The following is a 23,148-nucleotide window of genomic DNA, read 5'->3' on the forward strand; positions in this document are numbered from 1 at the left end:
TTCTGCGCGGGCGGGTTCTGCGCGGGCGGGTTCTGCGCGGGCGGGTTCTGCGCGGGCGGGTTCTGCGCGGGCGGGTTCTGCGCGGGCGGGTTCTGCGCGGGCGGGCTCCAGGTGGGCGGGCTCCGGGTGGGCGGGCTCCGGGTGGGCGGGCTCCGGGTGGGCGGGCTCCAGGTGGGCGGGCTCCGGGTGGGCGGGCTCCAGGTGGGCGGGCTCCGGGTGGGCGGGCTCCGGGTGGGCGGGCTCCGGGTGGGCGGGCTCCGGGTGGGCGGGCTCCGGGTGGGCGGGCTCCGGGTGGGCGGGCTCTGCGCTGGGCGCCTGTGCGCTGGTACCTGGCCTGTCGGAGGCGGGCGCGTTCGGGGCGAGCGCGTCCGAGGTCGATATGTCCGGGGCAGGCTGGTCTGGGACGGACTGGTCCGCGTCCGACGTGTCCGGGACGGGCGTGTCCGGGACGGGCTTGTTCGCGGCTGACGTGTCCGGGGTGGGCTTGTCGGGGGTCGGGGCGTCGCCGGGGTTGTCGGTGGTCACCGCTGCGACTCCTGGTCCGGATTCGGGGTGGGGTCTTGGGGCTGGTCCGTGTGGGAGCGGGACCAGACGTAGCGGTCACTGAGCCGTTCCGCGGCGATCTTCTCCTGGAGCTTGGTGATGCCGTACAGGAGGGCTTCCGGTCGGGGCGGGCAGCCGGGGACGTAGACGTCGACGGGGATGATTTGGTCCACGCCGTTGGTGACGCAGTACGAGTCCCAGTAGGGGCCGCCGGAGTTGGAGCAGGCGCCGAACGAGATGACGTATTTGGGGTCGGGCATCTGCTCGTACAGGCGCTTCACGGCCGGGGCCATCTTGTCGGTGACCGTGCCCGAGACGATCATGAGGTCGGCCTGTCTGGGGCCGTTCGCGAATGGGATCACGCCGAAGCGGATGAAGTCGTGGCGGCTTGTGGAGGCCGCGATGAATTCGATGGCGCAGCAGGCCAGCCCGAAGTTGAAGACCCAGAGCGAGTAGCGGCGGCCCCAGTTGAGGACGAAGCGCATGGGTTTGGGCGCCAGCCGTGAGATGGGGCCCACGGTGGGCATCGGGAGATCCGTTGCTGCCATATGGCCATTCTTGCGCGGATCACAGGGCTGGCAAAGGAAGGGAGTAATCGGGGGGTGGAGGTGCCGCGGGTGGAGGGCTGGGGCTGGGGGGGCTGGGGGGCCGCGGGTGGAGGGGCCGAGGGCTTGGGGCCGAGGGCTTGGGGCCGAGGGCTTGGGGCCGAGGGCTTGGGGCCGAGGGCTTGGGGCCGAGGGCTTGGGGCCGAGGGCTTGGGGCCGAGGAGCGGGGGCTGCAGCAGCGGGGACCTGAGGGAGCGGGCGGGCCAAGGAAGTGGCGGGCTGAGGGACCGAGGGTGAGGGGCGGGCTAAAGGGCGCAGGCTCGGTGGCTGAGGCTGGGGCTGGAAGCGCAGGTGGTGAGGGCTGACGGTTTGGGTGGGGGCAGGTGGCGGCGGGGTGGTTAGGAGTAGAGGGCTGATTGGGCGTTTTCTCTGATCGATTGGGCTACTCGGAGGGCGACCGTTTCGAGTTCCTTGTCGATTGCGGACATGTCGTCAGCTGGGATGCGGCCCCTTGTGTACGGCAGGGCCTTCACCGCCTCGATTCGCAGGTACGTGGGTGGGTGGGTGGTGTCGACGCGGAGTTCCTGAAGGCGGGCGGCGCGGCGGCGGCGTTCGCGTTCTGAGGGCGGGACGGTGGTGGTGGCGGAGTGGAGGGCTGTCCACAGGTCTTCGGGTTTGGCGGTGTGGGCGCTCGTCTCCAGGAATCTGATGGCGGAGGGTGCCGTCGTGGTCGTGGTGTCGAGGAGGGCGGTCATGGCGGGGGTGCCTGCTACGTGGGTGGCCAGTTCGTCGGCGCGGTATTCGGCGCGTTGGGACGAGCGGAACAGTAGGAGACCCATTGCCAGCGTGAGGCCACGGACGGGGAGGCCGAGTAGCGCCAGCAGGGATTCGGCGACCAGGCGGGCCAGGCCGTCGCTTTCTCTCCAGTCGAAGCGCGTTACGTCGATCAGGACGGCCAAGGAGTGGAGTGCGCTGCCCACGATGAAGCTGTGGCGGGCGTCGCCGTTGCTGGCGTGGGCCATTTCGTGGGCGAGGAGGGCGATGCGTTCCTGACGGGGTGAGGATGAGCCACATTGGGTAGCCGATTTCGAGCACTGGACGGCGGCGCCAGCCGTAGGTGCGGAGGGAGGCGTTTGTTTCGCCGCTGATTGCCACTATGTCGATTCGTGGGGCGTTTGTCTCGGCGGCGAGGTGGTCGAGAAGGGCGAACAGGTGGGGGGCTGTTTCTCGGGTGAGGGGCTGGGTGTCGGGCGGGAACGGGGCGGGGCGGGGGCGGAGGAGCCAGGCCAGGTCCAGCGCTACCAGGGCCGGGAGGATGGCGAAGAGGCTGCCGAGGGTCAGGAGGTAGATGCCTAGGAGGAGGAAGGCTGGGGTGAGGAGGTGGGTTAGGAGGGCAAGGGTGATGACTATCGTGCGGGCAATACCTGGTGAGGCGGCCGGGTTCTGAAGGGCGACGCTGCGGTTGGTGCGGAGGGTGGCGTCGTGGTTTGGGGCGGAGGTGGCCTGGCTGGCAATGGGAGTGACGCGGGGATCTGCGAGGGCGGTGTCGGGGTCCGTGGCGAGTGGGGTCGCACGGGCGGCGTGAGGGTCGCCGGTGGAGGGGGGCGGGGCTGCTGGGGCGATGTCGGGGCCGGTGGTGGAGGCGAGTGGGGTCGCAAGAGCGGCGTGAGGGTCGCCGGTGGAGGGGGGCGGGGCTGCTGGGGCGATGTCGTGACCGCCGACGGAGGCGCGGGCAGCCGCATCGGCGGCGTCGGTGGTGAAAGTGAGTGGGGTCGCAGGAGCGGCGTCGAGGTTGCCGGTGGAGGTGGGCGAGGCTGCTGAGGCGGCGGCGTGACCGCCGGTGGAGGTAGGTGAGGGCGCGGGGGCGGTGTTGGAAGCGGGTTGCGTGCCGGGGTGGGGGGTGCCGGGGTGAGAGGTGCGGGGGCGGATCACGTCCTCGTGGAGTCCTCGCACCAACCAGCGCTGTAATCGGCCGAACCGAACCGTCCGACGTCCCTCAGTCCGGACCACGTTCCAGTCGCAAGCCGTGCACCACTGAGGGAAAAGGGGCTCGCCCTCGAGCGGTTGGTCACATTCAGGACAGGCAGACATGGCACAGCAAGATAAGCCACCTGGGCTAGGTCCAGGTGAGGACCCGTTTGCGCCAGGCGTACAGGATGCCCAAGGCGATGAATCCCAGGAAGACGAACATCTCCACCAAGGTGGCCACGCCGTAACCTGGCGCGTCGAAGACGGTGGCCCAGGGGAACAGGAAGACGGCGTCCACGGCGAAGACGACGTACAGGTAGGTGAAGACGTAGTAGCGGACCTGTGATTGGGCCCAGCCTTCGCCTACCGGGTCGACTCCGCATTCGTATGTGGTCAGCTTTTCCGGGGTGGGGCGGGAGGGGCGGAGGAGGCGGTTGGCTAGGAGGGCGCCGGCCACGATGGCGACGCCGAGGGCGAGGAGCGCGGCGACGAGTATGTAGGACCCGTAGTAGCCGTCCATGAGGTGATGGTAGCTCCGGTGGGGCGTCGCGCCCCAGTGCGGTCGCGCCGCAGTCGGTGCAGGACGATCAAGCCGTGTTCAGGGTGGTCAACGCGCGCAGGGTGGTCAAGGCGTATCCAGGGTGGTCAATGCGCGCGCAAATGGTCAACGCGAACAGGGTGTCGAGGGCGCGCAGGGTGTCGAAGGCGCACGGGGTGGTGGAGGAACGCCGGGTGGTGGAGGAACGCCGGGTGGTGCAGGAACGCCGGGTGGTGCAGGAACGCCGGGTGGTGCAGGAACGCCGGGTGGTGCAGGAACGCGGGGTGGGCGAGGAAAGCAGGTGGTGAAGGAGCGCAGGTGGCGGAGGCGTGTTCAGGCTGGTCAAGGCATGCCCAGCGTGGTCAAACGCGCGCGTAGGGGGTGAGGGCGCGAAAGGGGGTGGTCAGGGGGTGCTCAGGGTGAGCGCGACGTACCCAGGGCGCGTCAAGGGGTACCCAGGGTGGTCAAAGTGTCCGGAGCTATCACCCAAAATCGGAGTAAATCGTAAGATCAGCCCCATACCCTGACAAGCATGCACAAATCGCGATTCTTCTCCGGAATCGCTCTGCTGGCCCTCTCGGCCTCAGGGTGCGGTCTGGCCGTCGCCTCCCCCGAGAGGGACGTCGTGGTCCCGGCAGAGCCGACGCTGATCGACTTCGTCGACCCGGCGACCGTCATCGGCCTGTCCACCAAGACCTTGACGGAAGGCGACTCAGCAGGCAGCAGGTACGTGCACATCAACTACCCGGAGTTCGCCGGCGCCACCGCACTCAACCGCGAGCTGCGCGACCAGGCGAACCGCCAGCTCAAGAGCTTCGAGGCGCGCACGCGTGACGCCGAGCCCGTCAGCCCGCGCCCTGAGCTGAACGTGGACTGGCAGCTGGCCGCCGCCTCCCCCGAGGCCGTCGCGGTGCGGTTGCGTACCGGGGAGTTCCAGGGGGAGAGCTGGGCGAACTCCACGCGGACGTTCTGGTTCGACCCGCACACGCGCGAGGCGACCGGTTCCACGGGGCTGCTGGCGGGGCGGGCGGCGCTGGTCCGGCTGGCGGGGCTGGTCAGGGAGCAGCTCGCAGAGCGCGGGGACCAGGCAGAGGAGCAGCTCACAGAGCACGAGGACCAGGCGAAGGAGCAGCTCAAGGAGCGCAGGGACCAGACGGAAGAGCAGCTCAAGGAGCGCGGGGACCAGACGGAGCGCGAAGGGGGCGACAAGTTCGACTCGATGGCGTTCAACCGGCGCGGCGACCTCGTGGTGGAGTTCGACGACTGCCAGGTCGGGCCGTGCTCGCTGGGGCGGGTCGCGGTGGCGGTGCCGGCCGGGCGGGTCGCGCCGCTGCTGTCGGAGCTGGGACGGCAGGCGCAGCGGAGCGCGAGGGAGAACCGCGCGCAGGGCGGCGACAAGCCGAGCTTCACGCCCACGACCGATCCGGACGCCGTCAGCAACCGGGCGGGGAGCGTGGACTGCGCGAAGGTCAAGTGCGTGGCGCTGACGTTCGACGACGGGCCTGGGCCGTACACGGGCAGGCTGCTCGACCTGCTGCGGCGGGAGCGGGCGCGGGCCACGTTCTTCGTCGTGGGCAGCAACGCCACCGCGCAGCCCGCGCTGGTGCGGCGGATGAGCACGGAGGGCCACCTCGTCGGGAACCACACATGGGCGCATAGGGACCTGTCGAAACAGGGCAGCAGCAAGATCACCGACACACTCGGCAAGACGGGAGACGTCGTGTCGGGCATCATCGGGCAGCTGCCGACGCTGGTGCGTCCGCCCTACGGGGCGGTGAGCCAGCAGGTGGGCAACGTCGCCCGCGAGATGGGGTTGTCGCTGGTCACCTGGGACGTCGATACGGACGACCAGAACGGGGGCAAGGCCGGGGACATCGCGGACCGGGCCGTGCGCGAGGCTCATCCAGGTGCGATCATTCTCATGCACGACATTCACCGGGAAACCGTGGATGCGGTTCCGGACATCCTCAAAAGGTTGCGCGGGAAGGGTTACAGCTTCGTGACCGTTCCTGAGTTGTACGGCTCTGCGGGGATGCAGGCCGGACGCCTGTACAGGTCAGGGAACGAGCTGCCACGCAAGCAGCCCCTGACATAGCGCATGTGTTGGGGGGACGTATAGTTGGCGCTCGTGACCCGAACCGTCCTGTTCGCCCGCCTGCATGTAGACCTCTGCAGGCTCGCGTCCGGGCTGTGTCGTCGTTCTCCCACCTCACCCTGACTGAACTCCGACCGCGTTTACCCGCTTTGCGCGGCATGCAAACGCGTGACCTTTCGAGGATCTAGCATGGAAACAGAGAACGCGCCCGAAGCAACCGCGCATAGGCGCGTCGAGGAGGACTGAGCTGTGACGAAGCAGGTCCAGCAACTCGACCGCGTGATCATCAGATTCGCTGGGGACTCCGGCGACGGTATGCAGCTGACCGGTGACCGTTTCACCGCCGGTACGGCGGAGTTCGGCAACGACCTGTCGACGCTCCCCAACTTCCCAGCGGAGATCCGCGCGCCCGCAGGCACCCTGCCTGGCGTGTCGAGTTTCCAGTTGCACTTCGCCGACCACGACATCCTCACGCCCGGCGACGCGCCGAACGTGCTCGTGGCCATGAACCCCGCCGCGCTCAAGGCCAACCTGGGCGACCTGCCCAGGGGCGCGGACATCATCGCCAACACCGATGAGTTCACCAAGCGCAACCTGCAGAAGGTCGGTTACGCCGCCAACCCGCTGGAGGACGACTCGCTGAGCGAGTGGCGGGTGCACGCGGTGCCGCTGACCTCGCTGACGGTCAAGGCGCTCGAGGGCTTCGACCTGTCCAAGAAGGACGCGGAGCGCTCGAAGAACATGTTCGCGCTGGGCCTGCTGTCGTGGCTGTACCACCGGCCGACCGAGGCGACGATCAAGTTCCTCGAGCAGAAGTTCGCCAAGAAGCCGGACATCGCCAAGTCCAACATCGCGGCCTTTCAGGCAGGGTGGAACTACGGGGAGACGACCGAGTCGTTCTCGGTCTCGTACGAGGTCAAGCCGGCGCAGCTCGCGCCCGGCGTCTACCGCAACATCTCCGGCAACCAGGCGCTCGCCTACGGCCTGATCGCCGCGAGCGTGCAGTCGAAGCTGCCGCTGTTCCTCGGTTCCTACCCGATCACCCCGGCCAGCGACATCCTGCACGAGCTGTCGAAGCACAAGACGTTCGGCATTCGCACGTTCCAGGCCGAGGACGAGATCGCGGGCGTCGGGGCGGCGCTGGGGGCCGCGTTCGGCGGCGCGCTCGGCGTGACGACGACGAGCGGCCCCGGTGTGGCGCTGAAGGGTGAGACGGTCGGCCTGGCGGTCATGACCGAGCTGCCGCTGATCGTCGTGGACGTGCAGCGGGCCGGTCCGAGCACGGGCATGCCGACCAAGACCGAGCAGACCGACCTGCTGATGGCCATGTTCGGGCGTAACGGCGAGTCGCCGGTGCCGATCGTGGCGCCGATGTCGCCGAGCGACTGCTTCGACGCGGCGGTCGAGGCGGCCAGGATCGCGATCAAGTACCGCACGCCGGTCATGCTGCTCTCGGACGGCTACCTGGCCAACGGCTCCGAGCCGTGGCGCCTGCCGGAGGTGTCGGATCTGCCCGACATCTCGCAGGAGTTCACCGTCGAGCCGAACGGCGCCGACGGCGAGTACCTGCCGTACAAGCGTGACACCGAGACGCTCGCCCGCCCGTGGGCCATCCCCGGCACCGCCGGCCTGGAGCACCGCATCGGCGGCATCGAGAAGGCCGACGGCACCGGCAACATCTCCTACGACCCGAACAACCACGACCTGATGGTGCGCACCCGGGCCGCGAAGATCGCCGGCATCGACGTGCCCGACCTGGACGTCGACGACCCCGACGGCGACGCGAGCGTGCTCGTGCTCGGCTGGGGCTCGACGTACGGGCCGATCGCCGCGGCCGTGCGGCGGATCAGGCGCAACGGCGGCAAGGTCGCGCAGGCCCATCTGCGTCACCTCAACCCGCTGCCCGCCAACACCGGCGAGGTGCTCAAGCGCTACGACAAGGTGCTGCTGCCGGAGATCAACCTCGGCCAGCTCGCCCTGCTGCTGCGGGCCAGGTACCTCGTGGACATCATCAGCTACAACCGTGTGCGCGGGCTCCCGTTCAAGGCCGAGGAGCTGGCCGGAGTCATCCAGGACGTGATCGACAGTGACTGAGCTGGTAAACGGGAGAGGTCTGTCACTCGTCCCGAAGACCGACGTGAAGCAGGGTTTGAAGGACTTCAAGTCCGACCAGGAGGTGCGCTGGTGCCCGGGTTGCGGTGACTACGCGATCCTGGCCGCGGTGCAGAGCTTCCTGCCCGAGCTGGGGCTCAAGCGCGAGAACATCGTGTTCGTCTCCGGCATCGGCTGCTCCTCGCGCTTCCCGTACTACCTCAACACCTACGGCTTCCACTCCATCCACGGCCGGGCGCCGGCGATCGCCACCGGGCTGGCGGCGAGCAGGCCCGACCTGAGCGTGTGGGTGATCACGGGCGACGGCGACGCGCTGTCGATCGGCGGCAACCACCTGATCCACGCGCTGCGCCGCAACGTCAACCTGAACATCCTGCTGTTCAACAACAGGATCTACGGGCTGACGAAGGGCCAGTACTCGCCCACCTCCGAAGTCGGCAAGATCACCAAGTCGACGCCGATGGGCTCGCTGGACAAGCCGTTCAACCCGATCTCGCTGGCCATCGGCGCCGAGGCGTCGTTCGTGGCCAGGACCATCGACTCCGACCGCAAGCACCTGCAGTCGGTGCTGCGCGAGGCCACCGCCCACCGCGGCACGTCGCTGGTCGAGATCTACCAGAACTGCAACATCTTCAACGACAACGCCTTCGAGCAGCTCAAGGACCCCGAGGTCCGCGACGACATCACGCTGCGACTGGAGCACGGCCAGCCGATCGTGAGCGCCTCCAAGGCCGTCGTGCGCGGCCGGAACGGCGGCGTCGAGGTGGTGGCCCGCGAGGGCGTGAGCGAGGACCAGATCCTCGTGCACGACGCGCACAACCCCGACCCGTCGGTGGCCTTCGCGCTCAGCAGGCTCGACGAGCCGGCGTTCGAGCACGTGCCGATCGGCATCTTCCGCAGTGTCGACCGGCCGTCGTACGAGTCGCTGATGGCCGACCAGCTTGAGGAGTCCGTGGCGCAGAAGGGCCCCGGCGATCTGAGTGAGCTGCTGCTGGGTGGCGACACCTGGCGCATCGGCTGATTTTTCGCGACTATGCCGGGGTGGCGAAGACGTGGTGGTATGTCGTAGCCGCGGTCGCCGCCCTGGCACTGGTCGTGGCCGCCGCGCAGGAGCTGGGAGCCCCGGCGAGCCGGCAGGAGGCGACCTCGACGATCACGCCGCAGGTGGCCGAGGAAACGTTCACCCCGTCCGGAAACACGGCCAAGGGTTTTCCGGGCGCTGACACGACCGGCGTGCCGCCCGGCACCCAACTCACGGAGGTCGTCGGCGACCAGACCTTCGCCAAGGACGGCGAGGTCGTCGAGGGCAAGGTCTTCTACGGCTTCGTCGTGGTGACGGCCAGGAACGTCACGTTCAGGAAGTGCGTCTTCCGCGGCGGCCCCACCCAGGACGTACGCCCGCTGCTCGACACCGAGCACGCCCGCGGCACCGTGGTGGAGGACTCGGAGTTCCACCCCACCCACCCCTCCCCCTCGATCGACGGCATCTGGGCCGCCCACACCAAGATCTACCGCTCGGAGTTCCGCGGCACGGTGGACGGCGTCAAGGCCCACACCGCCACCCTCGTGCAGGACTCCTGGATCCACGACCTGAGCTGGTTCGCCAGCGACCCCGACCAGGGCGGGGAGGCCACGCACAACGACGGCGTCCAGGCCTTCGCCGAGCAGACCGGCGTCACGCTGCGGCACAACACGATCGACCTGTCCACCACCAGGGACCCGAACGCGGCCGTGCAGTCGTCGGCCGACGACCTGCGGGTGGAGGGCAACTACCTGGACGGCGGCGCGTGCGTCGTCAACATCGACCACACGCCGCTGGGCCGCCCGCTGACCGGCCAGCGCGTCACGGGCAACCGGTTCGGGCGCAACTCGGCGCACGACTGCCCGATCCTGCTGAGCACCCAGTCGCAGCTCGGGGCCGCGGAGGGAAACGTCTGGCACGACACGGGCGATCCCCTACCGGCACCCGAACAACACGACTGAGAAGAGGCCCCCTATGTGGCAGGGGATCCGGGCCCTGGTGACGGGCGCGACCGGTTTCATCGGAGCTCATCTCGTCCGGCGGCTGGACGAGCTCGGCGCGGAGGTGCACGCGGTCAGCCGCAGGGGCACGGATCGGGAGCGGTGGCATCAGGCCGACCTGAGCGACGCCGCCGCCACGGCCGAGCTGGTCGCGAAGGTCCGTCCCGAGGTGGTGTTCCACCTGGCCAGCGAGGTGACCGGGGTCCGCGAGCCGGAAACAGTGGCGCCGACGCTGGCCGCCAACCTGGGCGCGGCGGTGAACCTGCTGACGGCGGTGACCGGCACGGGGGTGCGCAGCGTCGTGCTGGCGGGCTCGGTCGAGGAGCCGTCCGGGGGTGAGGCGCCCGGCTCGCCGTACGCGGCGGCCAAGGCCGCCGCCACCGGCTACGCCCGCATGTTCCACGCGCTGTGGCAGGTCCCGGTGTCCGTGCTGCGCGTGGCCATGGTGTACGGCCCGGACGAGCCGAACCCGCGCAGGCTGGTCCCGTACGTGACGGCGTCCCTGCTGCGCGGCGAGTCGCCCGAGCTGACCTCCGGCACGAGGCTGGTGACCTGGGTGTACGTCGAGGACGTGGTGGACGCGTTCGTCAGGGCGGGCGCCGACGGCCGGGCGGCCGGGCACGTGCTCGACATCGGCACCCCCGAGCCCGTCACCATCCGCCACACCGCCGACCTGATCGCCGACATCGTCGGCGGCCCGGGGCGTCCGGTGTACGGCGCCGTGGCAGCCCGGCCGCTGGACCGCACGCAGCGCTCGGACATCGAGCCGGCCGCGCGGGTACTGGGCTGGCGGCCCGTCACGTCGCTGACGGCGGGGCTCACAAAAACTGTCGAATGGCATTCAAAGCGCGTGTAACGGTCCATCCCCGGCCGCGATAACACTCTCGGCGGCACTCTGATCAGGGGGCGGGATGCGTGCGGTGACGAACCTGACCGTGCACGGCATCGGAGAGACGACCCGGGAGCTCGAGCCGGGTGAGGACGCGACGTGGGTGTCGGTCGAGCAGTTCGAGCGGGTGGTGGACGCGGTGGCCGACCGGCCCGACGTGCGCATCACGTTCGACGACGGCAACGACTCCGACGTGCGGATCGCGCTGCCCAGGCTGCTGGAGCGCGGGCTGAAGGCGGAGTTCTTCGTGCTGGCCGGGCTGCTCGGCGAGCCGGGCAGGCTGGACGCCGACGGCGTGCGCGAGCTGCTCGGCAAGGGCATGCGGGTCGGCTCGCACGGCTGGCTGCACCGCGACTGGCGCACGCTCACCACCGCGCAGGCGGCCGAGGAGCTGGAGCAGGCGCACGAGGTGCTCGGTGAGCTGACCGGCTCGCCGGTGTCGCGGGTGGCGATCCCGTTCGGCTCGTACGACAGGCGGGTGCTGCGCCGTTTACGGCGGGCGGGCGTCACCAGGGCGTACACCAGCGACGGCGGCAGGGCCAGGCCGGGCTCGTGGCTGCAGGCGCGCAACAGCCTCAGGCACGACCTGGACGACTCCTGGATCGGCGGGGTGCTGGCCGGGCCGTCGCTCGGCCGGCGGGCGGGCAAGCTGGGCATGCGGCTGTACAAGCGGGTGCGTTGATGCGCAGGGCCGCGGTCGTCATCGTCACCTACAACAGCGCCGAGGTGCTGCCCGGCTGCCTCGAATCGCTGCCCGGCGGCGCGTCGGGCGTGGAGCTGGCCGGCGTGGTGGTGGCCGACAACGCCTCCAAGGACGACTCCGTCGCCATCGCGGAGAAGGCCGGAGCCACCGTGGTGCAGGTGGGCAGGAACGCCGGGTACGCCGCCGCGATCAACGCCGGGATCGCCGCGCTCGACCTGGACCGCCTCCACGGCGTCTACGTGCTCAACCCGGACTGCCGGCTGCGGCCCGGCGCGATCGTGCCGCTGCTGGACGCGCTGGAGGTGCCGGGGCGGGGCATCGCGGTGCCGTACATGGTCAACCCCGACGGCACGTTGCAGCCGTCGCTGCGCCGGATGCCGACCGTGGGCAGGGCGGTGGTCGAGGCGGTGGTCGGCGGCGGGCTGGCCGGGCGCATCGGCAAGCTGGGCGAGCTGGTGACCGATCCGCGCGACTACGCCGAGCCGGGCGCGTTCGCCTGGGCGACGGGGGCAGCCATGCTGCTGTCGCCGCGGGTCATCCGCGAGGTGGGGCCGTGGGACGAGTCGTTCCTGCTCTACAGCGAGGAGACGGACTTCTGCCTGCGGGCCGCCGACCTGGGCTACGCCACCTGGTACGAGCCCGCCTCGGTGATCGAGCACATCGGCGGCGACTCGGGGGTGAACCCGATGCTGGCGGCCATGCTGGTGGTGAACAAGGTCCGCCTGTACCGGCGGCGGCACGGGCCGCTGTCGGGGACGGCGTACTACCTGGCGGTGCTCGCCGGGGAGTCGGTGCGGGCGCTGGCCGGGCGGCGCACGTCGCGAGCCAGCGTGGCGGCGCTGGTGCGGCCCTCCCTGCGTCTCACGGTGCTTCCGCAATGAACGGTGCCTCCGCAATGAACGGTGCTTCCGCGACGAACGGTGCTTCCGCGATGAACGTCAAGGGTTTCGACGCGCTCACCAGGGCGGACCTGGACGAGTGGGAGGCGGTACGGGCCGCCAACCCGGCGCTGGACAGCCCGTACTTCCACCCCGGCTTCTCGGCGGCCGTGCACGCGAGCGGCGCGACCGTGCACGTGGCGGTGGGCGACGGCGTGTTCGTGCCGCACCACAGGGACGGGCGCACGTTGCGGCCGGTGGGCTGGCCAGGCGCGGACTTCCAGGGGCCGATCCTGGCCCCCGGCACCCCGTTCCGGCCGCTGGACCTGCTGGGGAACGGGGCGGGCGGGTACGCGTTCGACCACCTGGTGGAGCAGGCGCCGGGCTTCGAGCGGTGGGTGGTCACGCGCAGGCCGTCGCCGTTCCTGGACGTCACCGGCGGGCTGGCGGGCTACCTGGGCCGGGCCTCGAAGAGCGGCAAGGACAACATGGGCCAGGCCAGGCGGCGGGCCGCCAAGGCGGGGCGGGAGCACGGCGCGGTGCGGTTCGAGGCCGACTCGGGCGACGCGGACGCGCTGGCGCGGGTGATCGAGCTGAAGCGGGCCCAGTACGCCGCGACCGGCGCCAGGGACTACTTCGCCGATCCGGCGCGGGTGCGGCTGATGGAGAGCCTGCTGAAGACCCGCGACCCGGGCTTCGGCGGCGTGCTGTCCACGGTGCACGCGGGCTCGCGCCTGCTGGCGGCGCACTTCGGCCTCAGGGCGGGCGGGGTGCTGCACTGGTGGTTCCCGGTGTACGACCCGGAGTTCGCGCGGCTGTCGCCCGGCTGGATCCTGCTGCGCGAGCTGACGGACGCCGCCCCGGCGATGGGCATCTCCCGGATCGATCTGGGACGCGGCGAGGACGAGTACAAGCGGCGGGCCAAGACCGGCGAGAGCATCGTCTGCCAGGGCGTCGTGACGCGCAATCCGCTGCGCAGGGCGGCGGTGACGGCCCTCGCCAGGGCCAGGGAGATGGCCAGGAACGGACGTTTACCGAGAAGTCGGTAACGTTCCAATACGCATGCCCGACATATCCCTTGGAGGCGGGGGGAAATCACGCGCTGCCCTCCACAAAGACGGTCCACGGTAGACGGTCCAATGCGGAGGGCGGCTATGCGGATCAGTGTCTTCGGGCTCGGTTACGTGGGGTGCGTCTCGGCGGCCTGCCTGGCCTCCATGGGTCACGAGGTGACCGGCGTGGACGTGAACCCCGACAAGGTCGAGCTGATCAACCAGGGGCGGGCGACGATCGTCGAGGAGCGCATCGGCGAGCTGATCGCCAAGACGACCGCTGAGGGCCTGTTACGGGCCACCACCGACGCGGCGGAGGCGGTCGCGGCCAGCGAGGTGTCGCTGGTCTGCGTCGGCACCCCGTCGGCGCAGAACGGCAGCCTGTCCACGACGTACCTGGAGCGGGTGGCCGAGCAGATCGGCCGGGCGCTGCGGCCGGGGCACGTGGTGGTCTTCCGCAGCACGATGCTGCCCGGCACCTGCGCCGAGCTGCTCGTGCCGATCCTGGAGCTGTCGTCGGGCATGCGGGCGGGGGTGGACTTCGGGGTGGCGGTCAACCCCGAGTTCCTGCGCGAGGGCACCAGCGTGCGCGACTTCTTCGCGCCGCCCAAGACGGTGATCGGCGAGTCGGACGAGCGGTCCGGGAACGTGGTCGCCGCCCTGTACGACGGCCTGCCCGGCGAGGTCTTCCGGGTGCCGATCCCCATCGCCGAGATGACGAAATATGCGGACAACGCGTTCCACGCGGTCAAGATCGGCTTCGCCAACGAGATCGGCGCCATCTGCCAGGCGCTCGGGCTCGACTCGCACCGCGTCATGGACGTGTTCCTGGCCGACCGCAAGCTCAACGTCAGCCCCGCCTACCTGCGGCCCGGCTTCGCCTTCGGCGGCTCCTGCCTGCCCAAGGACCTGCGCGGCCTGGTCTACGCGGCCAGGAAGGCCGACGTGTCGATCCCGCTGCTGTCGCACGTGCTGCCCGCCAACGAGGCCCACCTGCAGCGCGCCTTCGAGCTGGTCACCGCGCCGGGCAGACGCAGGATCGGCATGTTCGGCCTGTCGTTCAAGCCCGGCACCGACGACCTGCGCGAGAGCCCGCTGGTCGAGCTGGCCGAGCGGCTCCTCGGCAAGGGCTACGACCTGCGCATCCACGACGCGAACGTGTCCCTGTCGCGCCTGGTCGGCGCCAACAGGGCCTACATCGCCGAACGCCTCCCCCACCTCGGCGACCTGCTCGCCGACTCGGTGGAGGAGGTGCTGGAGCACGCCGAGGTGTGCGTGATCGGCTGCAAGGACGCGCCGGTGCTGGAGGCGCTGTCCCGCGCGGGCGACCGCGTGGTCGTCGATCTCGTACGCCTCCCCGACGCGGAAACCCAACGGGGCAGAAGGGACTACACAGGCATTGGCTGGTAGAGCGCGCAGAGCGCTGATCCTCGTCGAGAATCTCTCCGTACCGCTCGACCGGCGGGTCTGGCAGGAGAGCGTCGCCCTGCGCCAGGCCGGGTGGGAGGTGCACGTCATCTGCCCGAAGGGCACGAAGCAGGACAGGGAGGCGGAGGCCGTCATCGACGGCGTCCACATCCACCGCTACCCGCTGCGCGCCGCGACCGGCGGCCCGCTCGGGTTCGTCCAGGAGTACGGCTCCGCCCTGTGGCACACCTTCAGGATCGCCAGGCGGCTCGGCCCGTTCCACGTCGTGCACGGCTGCAACCCGCCCGACCTGTTCTTCCTGGTCGCGCTGGCCATGCGGTGGCGGGGCACGCGGTTCGTCTTCGACCAGCACGACCTGGTGCCCGAGCTGTACCTGTCGCGGTTCGGGCGCGGCAGGGACCTGCTGTACCGGGCGGTGCTGCTGGCGGAGCGGCTGACGTACCGGTTGGCGCGGGTGGTGATCGCCACCAACGAGAGCTACCGGCAGATCGCGCTGACCAGGGGCGGCAAGCGGCCGGAGGACGTGTTCGTGGTGCGCAGCGCGCCCGTGGTCGAGCGGTTCCACCAGGTGCCGCCGGACGAGTCGGCGCGGCGCGGCAAGCCGTACCTGCTGTGCTACCTCGGCGTGATGGGCCCGCAGGACGGCGTGGACTACGCGCTGCGCAGCCTGGCCAGGCTGCGGGACGAGCACGGCAGGACGGACTGGCACGCGGTGTTCGTCGGCGGCGGCGACACCTTCGACGCGATGGTGGCGCTCTCGCGCGAGCTGGGGCTGGGCGACTGCGTCGAGTTCACCGGCCGCATCCCGGACGAGGACCTCATGCGCTACCTCTCGACGGCCGACGTGTGCCTGTCGCCCGACCCGCTCAACCCGCTCAACGACGTCTCGACCATGAACAAGGTCATGGAGTACATGGCCATGTCCAGGCCCATCGTCTCCTTCGAGTTACGCGAGGCCCGCGTGTCGGCCGGCGAGGCGGCGCTGTACGCGCCGGCCAACGACGAGTCGGAGTTCGCCAAGCTGATCGCGCGGCTGCTGGACGATCCGGAGGAGCGGCGGCGGATGGGCGAGATCGGGCGCGAGCGCGTGGCGGGGCCGCTCTCCTGGGAACACTCCAGGACCGCGCTCCTGGCGGCCTACGAGGCCGCCGTGAGACGGCGATGACGACCTTGACCACGGGGGCGGCGGTCTACGGGGCCGCCGTGGGGTCGCGATGACGGCTGCCCGCGTCGGTGCCCCAGCCGGCCGGGCCTCGCCGCAGCCTGGTCAGCAGCCGGTCCAGCCCGAGCACGCCCAGGTAGCAGGCGGCGTCGAGCGGCCCGATCGCGCGCGCCGCCACCAGCCGCCCGAGCGCCCGGAGCCGCAGCGAAGGGCCGGACCTGCCGAGCGCGGCCAGTTGCCGGTTGCCCTGCCGCACCCGGACCCGCCTGCGCAGGTGGGCCCGGACGGTGCGCGCCGGCCGCACCACGGATCGGGCCTCGGCCACGACGACCCGCTCGGAGCCGGTGAAGCAGCCGTCCACCCAGCCGTCGTCCGAGATGACGTCGGGCAGCGGGAAGGCCCGCTGGTGCCCGCCCTCGTTCAGCACGTACACGCCGACCCCGGCCAGCGCCCGCGTGGGCGCGATGAGCCGGTCGTGCACCTTGTGCACCCGCCGGACCACGGGGCCGGTGCCGCGCAGGTCCCACACCGGGACGGGCGCGCAGGCCAGCACGCCGGGCCGGCCCGCCGCCTCGGCCAGCAGCCGCACGGACTCCGCGTCGAGGCGCACGTCGGCGTCCAGGTAGACGCGGGGGAAGGCGCGGCAGGCCGCGTCACCCAGGCGCAGCGCGCCGGCCTTGCCCGCGGCGGGCGTCTCCAGCACGCGCACGCCCGGCCGGGCGGCGGCCCGCGCGGTGCCGTCGGAGCAGCCATTGGCCACCACCACGACGTCGAACTCCCCCGGCGCGGCCCCCGCGAGCAGCACGTCCAGCCCCACCCGCACGACGCTCTCCTCGTTGTGCGCCGGAATCACGACACTGACCTCAGGCTTCATCGCACGCCTTCCAGGAAGGACCGGACATGAAAGTGGAGCAGGGCGAGCTCGACGGGGTGCTGCTGTTCACCCCCGTGCCGCACCGCGACAGCCGCGGCCTGTTCACCAGGACGTTCGACGCGGCCGTGGCCGCCGGCGCGGGCCTGGACCCGTGCACGTTCATCCAGGACAGCCAGTCCAGGTCCAGGAGGGGCGTGATCCGCGGCATGCACGGGCGCTCCGGCAGGGGCGAGGCCAAGCTGGTGCGGTGCGCGCGGGGCGCGATCCTCGACGTGCTGGTGGACGCCAGGCCGCAGTCGCCCACGTTCGGCCGCGTCATGACGACGCGCCTGGACGACGAGGACTTCGTCACGCTCTACGTGCCGCCCGGCCTGCTGCACGGCTTCCAGGCGCTCACCGAGCAGGCCGACACGTGCTACCGCATCGACAGGGAGCACGATCCGGGCGAGGATCTGGCGGTGCGGTACGACGATCCCGGGCTGCGGATTGCCTGGCCGCTTCCGGCGGCGGAGGTCAGCGCCCGCGATCTGGACGCGGGCTCCTGGGCCGATCTGCTGCCCAGGCTGGGCGCCTGAGAGGTGACGGCAATGCGCGGACGTGCTCTCCTGCTTCTCCTCGCGGCGATGGCGCCGGCGGCCTGCCAGGCCGCCCCCGCCGAGCCGGCGCCGGCCCCCTCCACGCCGCCGCCTGCCATCCTGCGTTCCGACGGCTCCTCGTGCCCCGACCATCCGACGCCCGCCTGCACGGGCGTGCTGCGCGGCACCGAGCTGATGGACACCGGGCTGAACACGGAGGACGTCGCGCTGCGCGTGCGCAGGGAGGGCGCCGTGCTCGACGGCGTGCACGTCCCCGGCCACCTGCTGATCCACGCCGACAACGTGACGGTCAGGAACAGCGTGATCGACGGCGACGTGATCAACGCCGACGGGCCGCGGTCGTTCAGCTTCACGATCACCGACACGACGGTGGGCACCACGACCAAGTGCGAGCCGCTGCCCGCCATCGGGCACGACAAGTACAAGGCGACCAGGGTGCTGGTGCAGGGGCACAGCGACGGCTTCCGCGTCTCCGGCGACGACGTGGAGATCCGCGACTCCTACGTCAAGCTCTGCTCGCGCTCCGGCGACCACTCCGACGGCATCCAGGCCTACAACGGCGGCAAGGGCCTGCTGTTCCACCACAACACCGTCGACCAGCGGGAGGCGAAGGACATCACCGCGCCGATCTTCCTGGTGGACGAGAAGTCGCGGGACGTGGTGGTGACCGACAACCTCGTCATGGGCGGCACGTACAGCATCCAGGTGCGCAACGCGGGCGGCAAGCAGGTGGTGCGCGGCAACAAGCTGGTGGACAAGTCGTGGGTGTACGGGCCGGTGGACTCCGAGTGCGCCAGGACGGAGTGGGCCGGCAACGAGCTGGTCACCATCGACGAGAGCTATCGGGTCACCTCGATCGTCGGCCCGCTGGCCTGCGCGGGGGAGAGCTGATCGGCCTTCGCCGCCCTGAGCAGCGCGCCCGCCGCGCCGACCAGCACGAACGCCAGGCCGGTCACGGTGTGGAAGGACAGCAGGTCGAAGGTGAACGAGCCGACGAGCGGCACGAGCATGACGGCGGCGATGGTCAGGCCGAGGTCGCGGTCGCCCGGGTCGGGGCTGAGGTGCCTGGCGCGCAGCGCGGCGTAGCAGGCCACCGCGAAGATGGAGCCGAACGCGACGGTGCCGAACAGGCCGGTCTCGACCATGGACAGGATGTACTGATTGTCGAAGATCTGGTGTTTGGGGGCGTACCAGGTGCCCAGGCCGCGGCCCAGCCAGAAGTGCCGGCCGATCTCCTGCGCGGCGACGGCGTAGTCGTGCGTGCGGTACTGGACGCTCTCGTCGTGGCCGATGTTGGAGAAGAGCCCGGTGATCGCCCCGAGCAGGCCCGGCACCGTGATCCTGATCACGACCAGGAACACGGCGGCGATCAGCAGTGTGTATCCCCTGCGGCGCCATGACCAGCCCGTGAACAGCACGGCGCCCACCACGGCCAGGCTCAGCATGGCCGAGCGCGACACGGAGAACATCAGGCCGCACCCGATCAGCCCCGTGCACACCCACCAGCGCAGCGCGGGCTCGGCCCGCATGCGCGCCTGGGTGGCGTAGTGCGCGGCCAGCGGCAGCAGGATGGCGCAGGTGACGCCGAACTCGATGGGATGGCCGGTGGTCGCGGCCACCCGGCGCAGGTCGGCCCGTTCCAGCACGAACGAGTCGCCCTCGCTGCTGTAGCGCAGGATCGGCAGCTCCAGGAACCTGGTCAGGTCGATGGAGAGCAGGAACTGGAAGGCGCCGATCACGGAGATCACCGCGCCACCGACCACCAGCGTCTGCAGCAGGAAGTCCAGCCGCCGCCGGTCGCGCACCCCGTCGCAGACCGCCAGCGCGATGCCGACCAGGGCGATCACCAGCACGAACGCGTGATCGCTCAGGTTCAGCTCGTCGGAGTCCATGTAGCCCCAGGTGGAGAACCCGTAGGTGGCCACCATCGCGGTGAAGTAGGCGAACAGCGCCGTCCGCACGGGGTTACGCCCTTTGGCGGCGCCGAGCGTGAGCGTGAACTGGGCGCACAGCCACAGCACCGCCGCGCCGAGGCTGACCACGTTGGCCGGGGTGAGCGAGAGCGGCAGCCCCTTGAGCACCAGCCGGGCGGGCACGATCAGCAGCACCGCCGCGAAGATCGCGGCGACCGTGGCCCCGTCGGCGCGGCCGGGCAGCGGCGGCGCGCCTGCTCCCGTGAGCGTGCCCGTGCCTGTGGCGGCCACCGGCTAGACCCCCGTCTTCTCGGAGATCCGTTCCCGCGCCTCCGCGGGCCGGTCCCCGCGCCGGCGCAGGCGCGCGACGGCTCCGCTCAGCGGCCCTGAGAGGCTCTCCGCGGCGAACGAGGCGCACAGCGAGGCGATCACCCCCAGGCCGAGCGCCGACGCGGCGGAGCGCAGCTTCCTGCCCTGCTGGGGGGCGGGCGTGGTCGGCGGCACCGCCTCGCTGATCGTGATGTACGTGCCCTTCGGCGCCTGCACCTGCCGCTGCCGCTGGTCCAGCTCCTGCTCGATCCGGTCGATGGCCTTGCGCGCGATCCGCGTGGCCTCGTCAGGCGTCTGGCTCTCCCCCTCGACGAACACCAGCGGCCCGGTGGCCAGCGACTCCAGGTTGTTGGTGCCGTTCGTGACGGCGTACGTGGTGGGCCCGCCGCTCGTGACGCCCATCGCGGCCACCATGTCCGGCGTGCTCATCACGCTGATCAGGATGGAGGAGGCCACGTCGAGCCCGTGGTCGAAGTTGAGCAGCGGGTTGACCTTGGGGATGGGCTGGTCGGGGTCGGGCGGCAGGACGCCGCCGCTGGTCGGCGCGGTGAGCACGAGCACGGCCGTCGTGGTGTAGGTGACCGGGATCGTGGAGTAGGAGTAGAAGGCCGCCCCGAGTGCCGCGAGGAAGGCGGGCAGGGCGACGTACCAGCGCCGCAGCAGGACGAGGATGGTCCCCCAGAAGTCCACGCGCCCTCCCTCGCGAGTTCCGCCTCATGCATGTCGCGCGATGGTGATGGAGCGTTACACAAATCCCTGTAACACCACCCATCGCGGGGCGATATGGAGTACGAGGGGCCGCCATTCACCGGCGGGGGGACGGAGATTTCTTTCATGAGCGCACTGGCCGTCGTCACGCCCACGTACGCCCCTGACGCCGAGCTCTTCGCCGACCTGCACCGATCCGTGCTCGCCCACACCTCCGACGACACGGTGCACCACGTGGTCGTACCCGACTCCGACCACCGCCTGTTCGCCCGATATGCGGGCCCCCGCTGCAGGATCTGGACCTACGCCGAGATCCTGCCCCGCCGGATCTTCCGGATGCCGCTCGCCGGCGTGTGGATCGATCCCAGGCGGCCCTGGCCGCCGCTGCGCGGCTGGGTGGCGCAGCAGGCCGTGAAGGTCGCGGTGACGGCGCTGCTCGACGCGAAGGTGGTGCTCGTCGCCGACTCCGACGTGGTGCTGGTCCGCGAGGCGGTGCCCGACCTGTTCATCCAGGACGGCCAGGTGTGCATGTTCCGGATGGACGACGGCGTGCACGAGCTGATGACCGACCACGTCACCTGGCACCGGGTGGCCCGCGAACTGCTGGGCCTGCCGGTGTCCGCGCCGCTGCCCCTGCCCGACTACGTCAGCTCGCTGGCCTGCTGGGATCCGGCGGTCGTCCGCGAGATGCAGCGGCGGATCACCGAGGCGACGGGGCGCGACTGGCTGTCCGCCTTCACCTCCTACCTCCAGGTCTCGGAGTTCATCGTCTACGGCGTGTTCGTGGACGAGGTGCTCGGGGCCGCCCCTCCGGTCAACCCCGCGATCTGCCACAGCCGCTGGGATCGCACCCCACTCGACCCTGCCGGAGCCATCGCCTTCGCCGACCTGTTACCTCCCGACGCGGTGGGAATGATGATCTCGGCCAAGTCGGGGACGCCCATGCCGGCCAGGTCGGCGGCGATCGAGCGATGCTCCCAGATCACCGGACCCGACGGGAGTCATCCGTGAGCAAGCTGGCGGTCATCACGCCCTCCTACACCCAAGACGCCGACCTGTTCGCCCAGTTGCACCGATCCGTCCTCGACAACACCTCCGAGGACACCATCCACCACGTCTTCGTGCCGCCGGGCGACCGCGCGGCGTTCGCCGGGTTCGAGGGGCCCCGCTGCCACGTGTGGGTGCGCTCGGAGCTGCTGCCCCGCAGGTACCTGCGGATGCCGGGCGCCGACCTGTACGTCAACTACCGCCGCCCGTGGCCGCCGCTGCGCGGCTGGGTGATGCAGCAGACCGTGAAGATCGCCTCGGCGGGCCTGATCGACGCCGACGCCATGCTCATCGTGGACTCCGACGCCGTGCTCGTCCGCCCCACCAGCGCCGAGTCCTTCAGCAGGGACGGCAGGCTGTGCCTGTACCGGCTGGAGAACGGCGTGACGGCCGAGATGAAACGGCACGTCATCTGGCACCAGGTGGCCCGCGACCTGCTCGGCCTGCCCGCCGCGCCGCCACCGCCGCTGCCCGACTACGTGACAGCGCTGACGTTCTGGGACCCGGAGATCGTCCGGGCCATGCAGCGGCGGATCACGCAGGTGACGGGCCGCGACTGGCTCGACGTGTTCAACTCCCAGCTGCACGTCTCGGAGTTCATCCTGTACGGCGTCTTCGTGGACGAGGTGCTGAAGGCCGACCCGCCGATCAACACCTCGATCTGCCATCTGAGCTACAACCACGAGCCGTGGGACGAGGCCCAGGCGATCGCCTTCGCCGACCGGCTGCCGCAAGACGCGGTCGGCATGATGATCTCCGCCAAGTCGCACACCCCGATGGCGGCCAGGCAGGCCGCCATCAAGAGGTGCGCTCAGGTCGTCGAGTCGAGCTGACCGTCGCCGTCGTCGCCCTTCCCGGTGTCCGGGGCCGGTTCATCCTTGATCACTTGGATCGGTCCCGTCTGCTCGGTCTCCAGTTCGTCGACCGTCATGGGGAAGCCCGAGACGGTCGAGGGGGCGTGCGGCCGTGAGCCGTTGAGCTTGTCCCCGGCCTCGGCGTCCGTCCCCGGCTGCTCGGCGACCACCTCGGCCCAGACCTCCGGCTCCTCCGGCTCGGGCTCGGGCACGGTCTCCTGCGCGGCGGGGGCGCGGGACCAGCGCACCCGCTGGACGCCGTACGCCACGCCGATCCCGGCGATCAGGCCGAACACGCCGCCGAAGCCGGCGAGCATGAGGCGGTCGCTGACCACGGCCCTGGGGCCAGAGGGCGGCATCACGTCCATGATCCCGATGTGCGTGCTGATCGGCGCGTCCAGCTCCGTCTGCCGCCTGCCCAGCTCCAGCCGCACCCGCTGCTGCGCCTTGCGCATGACCTCCCGCACGGCGGCGGGGTCGTCGCCCTCCACCTCGACGTAGATGAAGGGCCCGTTGGTGCTGATGCTCAGCAGGTCGGGGTTGGTACGGCCGTCGTTGATCGTCACGGTGACCGGCCCGCCGTCCGGCGCGCCGACCTCCTTGTAGACGTCGGCCCTGTTGGTGGCCAGGATCAGGATGCCGGCGGTGGTCCGCAACGCGTCGTTGAACTGCAGCAACGGGTTGGTCAGGCCGGGTTTGCTGGCCGGCTCCGTCTCCAGCGTGCCGCCCGTGGCGGGCACGGTGAGCACCATGGAGGCGGTGGAGACGTAGCTGCTCGGCATCAGGAAGTACGCCGCCAGCGCCAAGCCGATGGCCGCGACGGCGACAGGCGGCCCCACGAACCTCTTCCGGGCCAGACCAAGGATGGTCTTCCAGAAGCGCACTATTTCC

General features: G+C 70.7%; 23 protein-coding genes and 1 pseudogene. 16 read left to right on the forward strand and 8 right to left on the reverse strand.

Features of this window, described 5'->3' with window-relative positions:
* From ABD331_RS40175 to ABD331_RS40190, 4 genes and pseudogenes are all read right to left on the reverse strand, one after another.
* Nucleotides 1-525, reverse strand: a pseudogene (locus ABD331_RS40175) (hypothetical protein); the annotation flags it as partial.
* Nucleotides 522-1,091, reverse strand: a complete 570-nt coding sequence (locus ABD331_RS40180; protein WP_425566165.1) for an NADH-quinone oxidoreductase subunit B — start codon at nucleotides 1,089-1,091, stop codon at nucleotides 522-524. The gene ABD331_RS40180 and the pseudogene ABD331_RS40175, both read right to left, overlap by 4 nt.
* 395 nt (nucleotides 1,092-1,486) lie before the next feature.
* A complete protein-coding gene (locus tag ABD331_RS40185) occupies nucleotides 1,487-2,131 on the reverse strand; it encodes a M48 family metalloprotease (RefSeq protein ID WP_344487674.1) in 645 nt (214 codons plus the stop codon).
* Nucleotides 2,132-3,204: 1,073 nt separating this feature from the next.
* A complete protein-coding gene (locus tag ABD331_RS40190; protein WP_344487357.1) occupies nucleotides 3,205-3,576 on the reverse strand; it encodes an NADH-quinone oxidoreductase subunit A in 372 nt (123 codons plus the stop codon).
* 128 nt (nucleotides 3,577-3,704) lie between these two features.
* Here ABD331_RS40190 and ABD331_RS40195 point away from each other — a divergent pair, with 128 nt between their 5' ends.
* From ABD331_RS40195 to ABD331_RS40245, 12 genes are all read left to right on the forward strand, one after another.
* The gene (locus ABD331_RS40195; RefSeq protein WP_344487359.1) at nucleotides 3,705-3,902 is read left to right on the forward strand and encodes a hypothetical protein; all 198 of its coding nucleotides are present in this window, start codon (nucleotides 3,705-3,707) and stop codon (nucleotides 3,900-3,902) included.
* Between the two features lie 224 nt (nucleotides 3,903-4,126).
* Nucleotides 4,127-5,689 (forward strand): polysaccharide deacetylase family protein, encoded by a 1,563-nt coding sequence (locus tag ABD331_RS40200; protein WP_344487361.1) that lies wholly within the window; start codon nucleotides 4,127-4,129, stop codon nucleotides 5,687-5,689.
* Nucleotides 5,690-5,722: 33 nt separating this feature from the next.
* Nucleotides 5,723-5,812 (forward strand): putative leader peptide, encoded by a 90-nt coding sequence (locus ABD331_RS61110; RefSeq protein WP_311132193.1) that lies wholly within the window; start codon nucleotides 5,723-5,725, stop codon nucleotides 5,810-5,812.
* A 126-nt stretch (nucleotides 5,813-5,938) separates the two neighbouring features.
* Entirely contained in the window at nucleotides 5,939-7,783 is a 1,845-nt protein-coding gene (locus ABD331_RS40205; RefSeq protein ID WP_344487363.1) for a 2-oxoacid:acceptor oxidoreductase subunit alpha, read from the forward strand.
* Complete coding sequence (locus tag ABD331_RS40210) at nucleotides 7,776-8,822, forward strand: 2-oxoacid:ferredoxin oxidoreductase subunit beta (protein ID WP_344487365.1); 1,047 nt, start codon at nucleotides 7,776-7,778, stop codon at nucleotides 8,820-8,822. The genes ABD331_RS40205 and ABD331_RS40210 overlap by 8 nt, the downstream gene beginning before the upstream one ends.
* A gap of 20 nt (nucleotides 8,823-8,842) precedes the next feature.
* Nucleotides 8,843-9,784, forward strand: coding sequence for a hypothetical protein (locus ABD331_RS40215; RefSeq protein WP_344487367.1), 942 nt, complete (start codon nucleotides 8,843-8,845; stop codon nucleotides 9,782-9,784).
* A gap of 13 nt (nucleotides 9,785-9,797) precedes the next feature.
* Nucleotides 9,798-10,679, forward strand: a complete 882-nt coding sequence (locus ABD331_RS40220; RefSeq protein ID WP_344487369.1) for an NAD-dependent epimerase/dehydratase family protein — start codon at nucleotides 9,798-9,800, stop codon at nucleotides 10,677-10,679.
* Nucleotides 10,680-10,734: 55 nt separating this feature from the next.
* Nucleotides 10,735-11,394, forward strand: a complete 660-nt coding sequence (locus ABD331_RS40225) for a polysaccharide deacetylase family protein (RefSeq protein ID WP_344487371.1) — start codon at nucleotides 10,735-10,737, stop codon at nucleotides 11,392-11,394.
* Nucleotides 11,394-12,296: a glycosyltransferase family 2 protein gene (locus ABD331_RS40230; protein WP_344487373.1), complete on the forward strand. Its 903-nt coding sequence runs from the start codon at nucleotides 11,394-11,396 to the stop codon at nucleotides 12,294-12,296. The genes ABD331_RS40225 and ABD331_RS40230 overlap by 1 nt, the downstream gene beginning before the upstream one ends.
* A gap of 50 nt (nucleotides 12,297-12,346) precedes the next feature.
* Nucleotides 12,347-13,342, forward strand: coding sequence for a GNAT family N-acetyltransferase (locus tag ABD331_RS40235; RefSeq protein ID WP_344487376.1), 996 nt, complete (start codon nucleotides 12,347-12,349; stop codon nucleotides 13,340-13,342).
* A 105-nt stretch (nucleotides 13,343-13,447) separates the two neighbouring features.
* Nucleotides 13,448-14,755: a nucleotide sugar dehydrogenase gene (locus tag ABD331_RS40240; RefSeq protein ID WP_344487378.1), complete on the forward strand. Its 1,308-nt coding sequence runs from the start codon at nucleotides 13,448-13,450 to the stop codon at nucleotides 14,753-14,755.
* Nucleotides 14,745-15,938: a glycosyltransferase family 4 protein gene (locus ABD331_RS40245; protein WP_344487380.1), complete on the forward strand. Its 1,194-nt coding sequence runs from the start codon at nucleotides 14,745-14,747 to the stop codon at nucleotides 15,936-15,938. Before ABD331_RS40240 ends, ABD331_RS40245 begins: the two co-directional genes overlap by 11 nt.
* 25 nt (nucleotides 15,939-15,963) lie before the next feature.
* On the opposite strand, the gene ABD331_RS40250 is transcribed toward ABD331_RS40245, so the two are convergent.
* Entirely contained in the window at nucleotides 15,964-16,809 is an 846-nt protein-coding gene (locus ABD331_RS40250; RefSeq protein WP_344487382.1) for a glycosyltransferase family 2 protein, read from the reverse strand.
* Nucleotides 16,810-16,835: 26 nt separating this feature from the next.
* Between ABD331_RS40250 and ABD331_RS40255 the strand changes: the two genes are divergently transcribed.
* A complete protein-coding gene (locus ABD331_RS40255; protein ID WP_344487384.1) occupies nucleotides 16,836-17,384 on the forward strand; it encodes a dTDP-4-dehydrorhamnose 3,5-epimerase family protein in 549 nt (182 codons plus the stop codon).
* 12 nt (nucleotides 17,385-17,396) lie between these two features.
* Nucleotides 17,397-18,296: a hypothetical protein gene (locus tag ABD331_RS40260; RefSeq protein WP_344487386.1), complete on the forward strand. Its 900-nt coding sequence runs from the start codon at nucleotides 17,397-17,399 to the stop codon at nucleotides 18,294-18,296.
* On the opposite strand, the gene ABD331_RS40265 is transcribed toward ABD331_RS40260, so the two are convergent.
* Nucleotides 18,245-19,609 carry an O-antigen ligase family protein gene (locus tag ABD331_RS40265; protein WP_344487388.1) on the reverse strand — a complete coding sequence of 455 codons (1,365 nt, stop codon included), beginning with the start codon at nucleotides 19,607-19,609 and terminating at the stop codon, nucleotides 18,245-18,247. The two genes, ABD331_RS40260 and ABD331_RS40265, sit on opposite strands and share 52 nt — an antisense overlap.
* A 3-nt stretch (nucleotides 19,610-19,612) precedes the next feature.
* The gene (locus tag ABD331_RS40270; RefSeq protein WP_344487390.1) at nucleotides 19,613-20,338 is read right to left on the reverse strand and encodes a hypothetical protein; all 726 of its coding nucleotides are present in this window, start codon (nucleotides 20,336-20,338) and stop codon (nucleotides 19,613-19,615) included.
* A 144-nt stretch (nucleotides 20,339-20,482) separates the two neighbouring features.
* Here ABD331_RS40270 and ABD331_RS40275 point away from each other — a divergent pair, with 144 nt between their 5' ends.
* Complete coding sequence (locus ABD331_RS40275) at nucleotides 20,483-21,367, forward strand: DUF6492 family protein (RefSeq protein WP_344487392.1); 885 nt, start codon at nucleotides 20,483-20,485, stop codon at nucleotides 21,365-21,367.
* Nucleotides 21,364-22,236 carry a DUF6492 family protein gene (locus tag ABD331_RS40280; RefSeq protein ID WP_344487394.1) on the forward strand — a complete coding sequence of 291 codons (873 nt, stop codon included), beginning with the start codon at nucleotides 21,364-21,366 and terminating at the stop codon, nucleotides 22,234-22,236. The genes ABD331_RS40275 and ABD331_RS40280 overlap by 4 nt, the downstream gene beginning before the upstream one ends.
* On the opposite strand, the gene ABD331_RS40285 is transcribed toward ABD331_RS40280, so the two are convergent.
* Nucleotides 22,215-23,096 carry a hypothetical protein gene (locus ABD331_RS40285; protein WP_344487397.1) on the reverse strand — a complete coding sequence of 294 codons (882 nt, stop codon included), beginning with the start codon at nucleotides 23,094-23,096 and terminating at the stop codon, nucleotides 22,215-22,217. The genes ABD331_RS40280 and ABD331_RS40285 overlap by 22 nt on opposite strands.
* Nucleotides 23,097-23,148 lie beyond the last annotated feature (52 nt).

The organism is Nonomuraea monospora (assembly GCF_039531895.1).
Taxonomy (GTDB): domain Bacteria; phylum Actinomycetota; class Actinomycetes; order Streptosporangiales; family Streptosporangiaceae; genus Nonomuraea; species Nonomuraea monospora.

What these genes read in the sequence shown, in the direction of transcription:
- ABD331_RS40200 (WP_344487361.1), top strand. Translation starts at nt 4,127, where the DNA reads ATGCACAAATCGCGATTCTTCTCCGGAATCGCTCTGCTGGCCCTCTCG.
- ABD331_RS40260 (WP_344487386.1), top strand. Translation starts at nt 17,397, where the DNA reads ATGCGCGGACGTGCTCTCCTGCTTCTCCTCGCGGCGATGGCGCCGGCG.
- ABD331_RS40230 (WP_344487373.1), top strand. Translation starts at nt 11,394, where the DNA reads ATGCGCAGGGCCGCGGTCGTCATCGTCACCTACAACAGCGCCGAGGTG.
- ABD331_RS40240 (WP_344487378.1), top strand. Translation starts at nt 13,448, where the DNA reads ATGCGGATCAGTGTCTTCGGGCTCGGTTACGTGGGGTGCGTCTCGGCG.
- ABD331_RS40225 (WP_344487371.1), top strand. Translation starts at nt 10,735, where the DNA reads ATGCGTGCGGTGACGAACCTGACCGTGCACGGCATCGGAGAGACGACC.
- ABD331_RS40220 (WP_344487369.1), top strand. Translation starts at nt 9,798, where the DNA reads ATGTGGCAGGGGATCCGGGCCCTGGTGACGGGCGCGACCGGTTTCATC.
- ABD331_RS40255 (WP_344487384.1), top strand. Translation starts at nt 16,836, where the DNA reads ATGAAAGTGGAGCAGGGCGAGCTCGACGGGGTGCTGCTGTTCACCCCC.
- ABD331_RS40235 (WP_344487376.1), top strand. Translation starts at nt 12,347, where the DNA reads ATGAACGTCAAGGGTTTCGACGCGCTCACCAGGGCGGACCTGGACGAG.
- ABD331_RS40195 (WP_344487359.1), top strand. Translation starts at nt 3,705, where the DNA reads ATGCGCGCGCAAATGGTCAACGCGAACAGGGTGTCGAGGGCGCGCAGG.
- ABD331_RS40275 (WP_344487392.1), top strand. Translation starts at nt 20,483, where the DNA reads ATGAGCGCACTGGCCGTCGTCACGCCCACGTACGCCCCTGACGCCGAG.
- ABD331_RS40180 (WP_425566165.1), bottom strand. Translation starts at nt 1,091, where the DNA reads ATGGCAGCAACGGATCTCCCGATGCCCACCGTGGGCCCCATCTCACGG.
- ABD331_RS40190 (WP_344487357.1), bottom strand. Translation starts at nt 3,576, where the DNA reads ATGGACGGCTACTACGGGTCCTACATACTCGTCGCCGCGCTCCTCGCC.
- ABD331_RS40250 (WP_344487382.1), bottom strand. Translation starts at nt 16,809, where the DNA reads ATGAAGCCTGAGGTCAGTGTCGTGATTCCGGCGCACAACGAGGAGAGC.